The 8679-nt window shown below is 52.1% G+C and carries 6 protein-coding genes; 4 read left to right on the top strand and 2 right to left on the bottom strand.

The annotated features are described in order from the left end of the window. Positions 1-243: 243 nt before the first annotated feature. A complete protein-coding gene (locus G461_RS0117565; protein WP_084429345.1) occupies positions 244-993 on the top strand; it encodes a potassium channel family protein in 750 nt (249 codons plus the stop codon). Between the two features lie 85 nt (positions 994-1078). Here the strand turns inward: G461_RS0117565 and G461_RS0117560 are convergent, their stop codons facing one another. Beyond that, positions 1079-2347, bottom strand: coding sequence for an L-lactate MFS transporter (locus G461_RS0117560; RefSeq protein WP_026958686.1), 1269 nt, complete (start codon positions 2345-2347; stop codon positions 1079-1081). 797 nt (positions 2348-3144) lie between these two features. Here G461_RS0117560 and tig point away from each other — a divergent pair. From tig to clpX, 3 genes are all read left to right on the top strand, one after another. Next, positions 3145-4443: a trigger factor gene (tig, locus tag G461_RS0117550; protein WP_026958687.1), complete on the top strand. Its 1299-nt coding sequence runs from the start codon at positions 3145-3147 to the stop codon at positions 4441-4443. Positions 4444-4535: 92 nt separating this feature from the next. Further along, on the top strand, positions 4536-5153 hold the full coding sequence (clpP, locus tag G461_RS0117545; RefSeq protein WP_026958688.1) for an ATP-dependent Clp endopeptidase proteolytic subunit ClpP: 618 nt from the start codon (positions 4536-4538) through the stop codon (positions 5151-5153). A gap of 109 nt (positions 5154-5262) precedes the next feature. Next, positions 5263-6540 carry an ATP-dependent protease ATP-binding subunit ClpX gene (gene clpX / locus G461_RS0117540; protein WP_026972818.1) on the top strand — a complete coding sequence of 426 codons (1278 nt, stop codon included), beginning with the start codon at positions 5263-5265 and terminating at the stop codon, positions 6538-6540. Positions 6541-6637: 97 nt separating this feature from the next. Here the strand turns inward: clpX and G461_RS0117535 are convergent, their stop codons facing one another. After that, positions 6638-8584, bottom strand: a complete 1947-nt coding sequence (locus G461_RS0117535) for a methyl-accepting chemotaxis protein (protein WP_051333657.1) — start codon at positions 8582-8584, stop codon at positions 6638-6640. Positions 8585-8679: the final 95 nt, after the last annotated feature.

The following is an 8679-nucleotide window of genomic DNA, read 5'->3' as shown; positions in this document are numbered from 1 at the left end:
CCTTGGCGGTGCCCATAGTGCGACCTGATAGTAGGGTTTAACGATCAGATCGCAGATGAGCGAATAGGTTCAATTCTATTTAGGCAACAACGCCATCCAAGAGCATTCTTAGGCCAGTACGGTTTGTCGATCTAGTAACATAAGTAATCAAGTGTGGCGCGACGAGGTGCCGGAGTTTGACAGCCTAGCCTTACCGGAGCTATTTGTTAACGAGTAGCGACTGATCTTAAGGTGTTGATTTAAATGCATGTTCCTCCTCATCCAGGCAACCATCGGGCAATTGGCGCAATGGACGTTGCGATGGCTTTTCTCTCTTTGCTGTTGGTGCTGGGTGGTTTGGTATCGCTCACCGGCGATCGCGACAATGAGTTCCACCGTGCGGTGCTTGGGCTGGATACGCTGATTTGCTCGGTGTTGCTGTTGCATTGGTTTTGGGGCTTGTTTACTGCGCCGCACAAGCGCAGTTATCTCAAAGAGCGCTGGATTGATGTTATCGCCTCCATTCCAATGCTAGAAGTTACCCGGCCACTGCGCCTGCTGCAGATCTGGCGAGTCATTTCGGTGTTTCGTCGCCATCATCGGGCGCTGGAAGAGATTCAGGACGAGCCTTTAGAGATCACCCTGGCCTTAGCGGTGCTTGGGGTGTTGCTGGCGATTACGGCCAGTACATTGGTGATGGTGCTGGTTGAGATCCCTGATCCTAACAGCCCTTTTGAGGATGCCGCCGATATCATCTGGTGGAGCGTGGTGACACTCTCTACCGTGGGCTATGGCGATTATGTGCCCACATCGATGGCCGGTCGGGCGGTGGCCAGCATTGTGATTTTGGCAGGCGTATCGGTGTTCGGTGCGTTTACCGCTTATGTGACCTCGCTGATGATGAGTGCCAGCCGCAACGCCCATGAGCGTGAGCTATTAACCCGTTTAGAACGCTTAGAGCGCAGCCAGAAGCAAATCCTGGAGGAGCTAAGGCGCTTGGGTAGGAACAAGTGAGTTAACCGCGTAGCGTGTAGCGCTTAATACATGCCGATACAAAAAACGCCCCAATTGGGGCGTTTTTGCTAAACCAGCGAAAGTCTTAAGCAATCGCTTGTTGCAGCGCTCGTTGGGTGCGAACCACGTAAGCCTTCATCACAATCGCGATGGCCAAGGCAACCGACAGTAGGCCAACCAAGATATACATGGTCATGGTGTAGCTACCGGTCTGCTCGCGCACGTAAGACGACAAGCTAGGGCCAACCACACCGGCCATTGCCCATGCAGTTAAGATGTAGCCATGGATGGCGCCAAGCTGTTTGGTACCGAACAGGTCACCGATGTATACCGGCAGGCAAGAGAAGCCGCCGCCGTAACAGGTGATAACAATGAACACCAGCAGCTGGAACATAATCGCATCGGTCATCATCGGCAGTAGCAAGAAGGCCACAATCTGAATCGAGAAGAACGCCAGGAAGGTATTTGGGCGACCCAGGTAATCAGAGCCAGTTGACCAAAGCAGACGACCCAAGCCGTTGAGCACGCCAATCACGCCTACCATTGCCGCGGCTTCCATCGCGCTCAGGCCAGCAATCTCCTGCGCCATTGGCGAGGCGGCATAAAGGATAGACAGACCACAGGTAATGTTGATGAACAGCATCAGCCACAGGCCCCAGAATTGTGGGGTACGGATCGCATCGTTAGCGTTCTGTTGGCTCAGATCGCCAGTGGCTTGCTTGCCTTCTTTCTTGGCCGCTTGCTCGTTTTCTAGCATACCGGCTGGCTTCCAACCTACTGGAGGGCGCTCCAGATAGCTTGCTGCCAAAATCATAACCACAAAGTAGCAGCCGCCCATGATTTTAAAGGTGGCCGATACGCCATGGCTCTCAATCAAAAGCTGAATCACCGGGCTGGCAATCATCGCGGCGAAACCAAAGCCCATAATCGCCAGGCCAGTCGCCAGACCACGACGGTCGGGGAACCACTTGATCAGGGTCGATACTGGGGTCACATAGCCCATGCCCAGACCAATACCGCCGATTACACCATAGCTAAAGTAAAGTAGGTACAGGCTTTCAATACTGGTAGCAAAGCCTGCACCTGCTATACCTGCGCCAAAGAAGCAAGCAGCAAAGGTGCCGGTAAAACGAGGGCCGTGTTTCTCTACAACCTGGCCCATCACTGCAGCCGAGGTACCCAAGAAGAAGATGGCAATACCAAAGGTCAAGCCGATCTGCTGTGAGTCTTTGCCAAGAAGCTCCATCAGCGGGTTGGAGAATACGCTCCAGGCGTAAACAGATCCGATAGAGATGTGGATCGCGACTGCGCACAGGGCGATCAGCCAGCGGTTTTTGATTTTTTGCTCATTCATAGTGGAATGCATACCTAGTCAAGATTGAAACCATAGTGGTTGTTGCCTTGTCGACCCATATGGCCGATTGAATAAGCGGTATATCTTCCGTGATGAGCTCTGAAATGCGCGTAAACGCAGCATTATTGAGGGCCAGTCGGCCGAGATTAGTGCAGTGCCAAGCCGCAGTGAACGCGCGAACATAGCAACATGAATGCATACCTATTCGCCAAGGCGAAGGTAGATGGTCAAACTAGCGACGTCGCGGGCAGTGCGGCAGGAGTATTACCTACGAAGGGACTGCAACAAGCTCGGGCGATAGTCGATCCTATGGCCCCACTTATTTATAGGGGCGTATTCTGCTACTAAAGAGGTAAGATTCCAATCTTCGCTGACAAATTATTTGGGGGAACTGCGCTTACCTTGCGTCACATCAATTTTTGTCCATGACTAATTATGCCGACAACGCTTTCTAGCGAGTTTCGCCCTTAAGCCCGCGTTTCATCGCTCAAGTTTGCTGCAACGTGTGTTGTGAGGTGTCGGATTTTCGCGCTGAGGGTAGTAGATGGTGCTTACTTTAGTGCCGTGAAAAGAGGGGTATAGCGCGTATTTTCGCAAAAAGCTCACGCTTTTTCGTCAATTCCACAGGGATTACACTCCAGAGTCTCGACCTTGCCAAAAAGCGCAGCTATAATGCGGCGTTTTCAAATTATGGGTAACACCCAGACAAGGATTTAGTGGGTCGCCACAGCGGCGGCTGCTTTCCCATTGGTTAGCAAATCGAGTCGGGCAAGCCCGACTACAACCGAGGTAAAAAAATGCAGGTTTCAGTAGAAACAACTCAAGGTTTGGAGCGTCGCGTTGCGATTTCTATCGACGCTACCGAAATCGACAAGCAAGTAGAGCAAGCGCTTAAGCAAGAGTCAAAGCGTGCTCGCATCGATGGCTTCCGTCCAGGCAAGGTTCCAGTTTCTGTAATCAAGAAGCGTTACGGTGCTGCTATCCGCCAAGACGTTGAAGGCCAAGCTATGCAGCGTGCTTTCTACGAAGCGATCATCCAAGAGAAACTGAACCCAGCCGGTGCGCCTGCTCTGGAAATCGGTGAGCGTAAAGAAGACGAGTTCAACTTCACTGCCACTTTCGAAGTATTCCCAGAAGTTGAAGTGAAAGGTCTGGACGCAATCGAAGTTGAGCAAAAGACTGCTGAAGTACAAGACAAAGACGTTGACAACATGATCGACACTTTGCGCAAGCAGCAAGCGACTTGGAAAGAAACCAAGGGCATGATCAAAGACGACTTCCGCGTAAACCTGGACTTCCTGGGTAAAGTAGATGGCGTTGAGTTTGAAGGCGGTAAAGCTGAAGGCTTCGACCTGACCATGGGCGCTGGCCGCATGATCCCTGGCTTCGAAGATGGCCTGATGGGCAAGAAAGTGAAAGAAGAGTTCACTATCGACGTAACCTTCCCAGAAGATTACCACGCTGAAGCCCTGAAAGGTAAAGCTGCGACCTTCGAAATCAAGGTAAACAAGGTAGAGAAGCCTGAGCTGGCCGAAGTTAACGAAGAGTTCGTTAAACTGTTCGGTATCGCTACCGGTGAGCTGGATGAGCTGAAGGCTGAAATCCGCAAGAACATGGAACGCGAGCTAGAGCAAACTCTGAAGACTGGCGTTAAAGAGCAAGTTATCTCTGGCCTGCTTGAGCAAAACCCAGTTGACGTGCCAAAAGCACTGATCGACCAAGAAGTTGAGCAACTGCGTCAGCAAGCGCTACAACGCTTCGGTGGCGATGCGAGCAAAGCACCTGAGCTGCCAGCTGAACTGTTCAGCGAGCAAGCTGAGCGTCGCGTACGTGTAGGTCTGCTACTGGGCGAAGTAATCAAGGTTAACGAACTGAAAGCTGACGACGAGAAAGTTAAAGCTCACATCGAAACCATGGCTTCTGCCTACGAAGATCCAAGCGAAGTGGTTGAGTACTACGCGAAGAACGAAGAGTTGATGAACAACGTTCGCAACGTCGTTCTAGAAGAGCAAGCGATTGAATTCGTTAAGGCTCAAGCAAAAGTAACCGAAACTTCTGTTGCTTTTGATGAAATCATGAACAACCAAGGTGCGTAGGTAAGTCCTTATTTGACTTATTTCCACTAATCTTGGATATAATGGCTCGTATGTTCCCATACGAGCCATTTTTTTAAGGAAGAGAGCAGTAAATGTTAAATAAAGATAACTCATTTGATCCGATGGCCGCCTTAGTTCCCATGGTGGTAGAGCAAACGTCTAAGGGCGAGCGCTCGTATGATATTTACTCGCGTCTGCTAAAAGAGCGACTGATTTTCTTGACCGGCCCGGTTGAAGACCAAATGGCCAACCTGATCGTAGCCCAGCTACTGTTTCTTGAGTCGGAAAACCCCGAGAAAGATATCTTCCTTTACATCAACTCGCCGGGCGGCTCGATTAGCGCCGGTATGGCGATCTACGACACCATGCAGTTTATTAAGCCAAACGTCAGCACTGTGTGCATGGGTATGGCGGCAAGCATGGGTGCCTTTTTGTTGGCCGGTGGTGCCGAGGGCAAGCGTTACTGTCTGCCTAATGCCAAGGTGATGATTCACCAACCGCTGGGTGGCTACCAAGGCCAGGCGTCGGACATCGAGATCCACGCCAATGAAATTATCAAAACTCGTCAACGCATGAACGAGCTTCTGGCGTCACATACCGGGCAAAAACTGGATACCATCGCCAAAGATACCGACCGTGACAACTACATGACCGCCGAAGAAGCCAAGGCCTATGGTATAGTTGACGAAGTATTTCTGCGTCGCGAATAGGATTTAGCGTTGCGACGGTCTGCTGTGTTGAAATCTCGCGTAGCAATATTGAGCGCTTGGCGTAAACTTGAAAGTAAACACGGCACATAAAGCATATTGAGGTTAGCGAATGACAGATAAGCGCAAGGGTGATGGGGAGAGCAGTAAACTGCTCTATTGCTCATTCTGCGGTAAAAGCCAGCATGAAGTGAGAAAGCTGATTGCAGGTCCTTCCGTTTATATTTGCGATGAGTGTGTCGAACTGTGTAACGACATTATTCGTGAAGAAGTAAAGGAAATTTCTCCTAAGAAAGATGGCAACGCGCTACCAACACCGAAAGAGATCCGTGCCCACCTCGATGACTACGTCATCGGACAAGAGCACGCCAAGAAGGTGTTGGCCGTGGCTGTTTACAACCACTACAAGCGTCTGCGCAACGGCGATAAGGCCGATGGCATCGAGCTTGGCAAGAGTAACATCCTGCTGATTGGTCCAACTGGTAGCGGTAAAACCCTGCTGGCAGAAACCATGGCTCGCCTGTTGGACGTACCGTTCACCATGGCCGATGCAACCACCCTTACCGAAGCCGGTTATGTGGGCGAAGACGTAGAAAACATCATCCAGAAGCTGCTACAGAAATGCGACTACGACGTAGAGAAGGCCCAGCGCGGTATTGTCTACATCGATGAGATCGACAAGATTTCTCGCAAGTCAGATAACCCATCTATCACTCGTGATGTAAGCGGTGAAGGTGTGCAGCAAGCGCTTCTCAAGCTGATCGAAGGTACCGTTGCTTCTGTACCGCCGCAAGGTGGACGTAAGCACCCTCAGCAAGAGTTCTTGCAGGTGGACACCTCTAAGATCCTGTTTATCTGTGGCGGTGCCTTTGCTGGCCTGGATAAAGTGATTGAGCAGCGCGCCGCGACCGGTACCGGTATTGGCTTTGGCGCTGAAGTGCGCAGCGAGTCAGACAAGAACAGCCTGAGCGAAACCTTTGCCAAGGTGGAGCCAGAAGATCTGGTGAAATACGGTCTTATCCCTGAGTTCATCGGTCGTCTGCCTGTCGTAGCTACCCTGACTGAGCTGGACGAAGACGCGCTGATTCAGATCTTGAGCGAGCCGAAGAATGCACTGACCAAGCAGTATGGTGCACTGTTCAAGCTGGAAGAGACTGAGCTGGAGTTCCGCGAAGACGCGCTACGTGCCATTGCTGCTAAAGCCATGGAACGTAAGACTGGCGCCCGTGGCCTGCGCTCCATCGTTGAAGCGGTACTGCTGGATACCATGTACGAGCTGCCATCGATGGATAACGTGAGTAAGGTGGTTATCGACCAAGCGGTTATCCAAGGCGAGAGCGACCCAATCCTTATCTACACCAACGAAGATAAGGCAACCGGTTCTGAGTAAGCGCTAGTCGATGTATCAAATAAAAACCTCAGCCAACTGGCTGAGGTTTTTTTATGTCTGAAGTTTGCGGGGGAGGTCCCCGCTTAACTCGCATTGCCTAGGTTCTAAAGCGCGATACCAAACCGGCCAGTGCTTGCGCTAGCTGATTGAGTTCCTCCGCCTTGGTTTCCAAATCCAGTGAGCCTTCGTTACTTTGGTTGGCGCCATCATGGATGTCGGTAATGTTGCGGTTAATCTCTTCAGCTACCAAGTGCTGCTCCTCGGCGGACGCGGCAATCTGGGTGGTCATATCGCGGATCGTCAGCACCGACTCCATGATGGACTCAAACACGCTGCTGGTTTGGTCGGTGGCCTGTACCGACTGCTCTGAGTGCTTGATGCTGTCGTTCAGGCTCTGCGCAACCACATCAGTTTGACTGCGCAGCTTGGTCAGCAACTTGTCGATCTCTTCGGTGGACTCGGCGGTGCGCCCAGCCAAGGTTCTCACCTCGTCGGCGACCACTGCAAAGCCACGGCCTTGCTCGCCAGCGCGGGCAGCCTCAATCGCAGCGTTAAGAGCCAGCAGGTTGGTTTGCTCGGCGATGCCGCGAATGGTGTCGAGGATAACCGTGATGTTTTGCGAGTCTTCTGAGAGCTCACGCATCGCTTGGTTAGATTGATTGAGGGTAGTTTCTAGCTGATTCACGGCGCTAACGGTTTGCTGAATCAACTGGTGGCCTTGCTCGACTTGCCCTTGGCTATCGTCGGCGGCCGAGGCGGCTTGGCTACAGTTGTTGGCGACTTCATTGGAGGTGGCGACCATCTCGTGGAAGGCGGTGGAGACTTGCTCTACGGCGGCTAGCTGGCTGGAGGCGACTCCTTTCATCTGCTGGGATAGCTGGGCAGAGGTATCGGCTGAGTCATTCAGCTGGCCGCTCTTCTCTTTGATGCTGTCCACCAGCTCTGCGATGGTGCCAGCAAAGCGGTTGAAGGCACGGGCCATCTGCCCTGATTCATCCTGGCTGTCGATGTTCAAGCGCTTGCTAAGGTCGCCGTCACCGGAGGCAATATTTTCCAGGCCATCGGTGATGGTTTGCATTGGGCGGCTAATCAGTTTCATTAGCACGAAGCCGATGCCCATAAAGATTGCCACCATAATCACCGACATCACGATGATGTTCCAGGTAATCGCATTGGCATTCTGATAAACCTCATCGGTGGGGATCATCCCAACCATCTTCCAACCGGTTGCGGGTGAAAGGTAGACGTTGGCATACCAACTCTCGCCACCGATCTCGGTTTCAACCAAGCCTTGCCCCTGACTGGCTATGCGTTGGTAGTCGGCAATCTCACCGAATGATTTGAAGTTATTGTCGGGGTTCGATGGGTCGGCCAGCACCGCGCCAGTGTCCTCAATCATCATCACATAGCCGCTTTGGCCAAACTTAATACTGGCGACGATCTCGGTGAACTTCTGCAGTGATACGTCGACGCCAATGGTGCCCTTGATCCCTTGCTTGGCGCTAAAGCTATGCATGTAATCGAGCAAGGGGTTGCCGGTTGCCAAGTCGATGTAAGCCGGGATCCTCACCGCCCGGTTCTGGCCAATGGAGGTTTTGTACCAAGGGCGAGTGCGCGGGTCATAATCGTCGGGCACATTGCTCTCCGGCCAGACGATATAGCCGCCATTGCTCATCCCCAGATACACATAGGCTAAGTCGGGGCGGGCCTCACCAAACTGACGTAGCAGGTGGTATACCTCGGCTTCGATGCCGCCGTTTTGCGATGCGCGCATCATGCCACCGGGCTTGCCCATGTAGGTGGTGACCGTGTCGTCTAACTGCTTGACCACGTCGGTGCTCGCCAGAAACGCGGCGTCTTCGGCCAAGCCATTTAGATAGATGCTAATGGCGCTGTCGATATGGGTGAGCTCGGCATTACTGCGTTCCACAAAGTTGGCTTGGGCTTCGTTGCGAACCTTGATGACCACGGTGGTGGAAATGACCAAGATGGGAACGATGATGCTGGCGAGCAGTAGGAGGAAAAAGCGGGTGGTTATCTTCATGTAGTAATGTCCATGTGGAGACAATAACTTGATGTGTATCAATAAAATGTAATTGAAGATGAAAGGCTTGCAAGGTTGGGTGTGGAATAATCAGA

It is taken from the genome of Aliagarivorans marinus DSM 23064 (assembly GCF_000429485.1).
GTDB classification, from domain to species: domain Bacteria; phylum Pseudomonadota; class Gammaproteobacteria; order Enterobacterales; family Celerinatantimonadaceae; genus Aliagarivorans; species Aliagarivorans marinus.
Note: the sequence above shows the minus strand (reverse complement) of the source record. Positions and strands in the feature narration are given on the sequence as shown.

Coding starts and splice junctions, on each gene's coding strand:
- G461_RS0117565 (WP_084429345.1), top strand. CDS start 244: ATGCATGTTCCTCCTCATCCAGGCAACCATCGGGCAATTGGCGCAATG.
- clpX (WP_026972818.1), top strand. CDS start 5,263: ATGACAGATAAGCGCAAGGGTGATGGGGAGAGCAGTAAACTGCTCTAT.
- G461_RS0117535 (WP_051333657.1), bottom strand. CDS start 8,584: ATGAAGATAACCACCCGCTTTTTCCTCCTACTGCTCGCCAGCATCATC.
- clpP (WP_026958688.1), top strand. CDS start 4,536: ATGTTAAATAAAGATAACTCATTTGATCCGATGGCCGCCTTAGTTCCC.
- G461_RS0117560 (WP_026958686.1), bottom strand. CDS start 2,347: ATGAATGAGCAAAAAATCAAAAACCGCTGGCTGATCGCCCTGTGCGCA.
- tig (WP_026958687.1), top strand. CDS start 3,145: ATGCAGGTTTCAGTAGAAACAACTCAAGGTTTGGAGCGTCGCGTTGCG.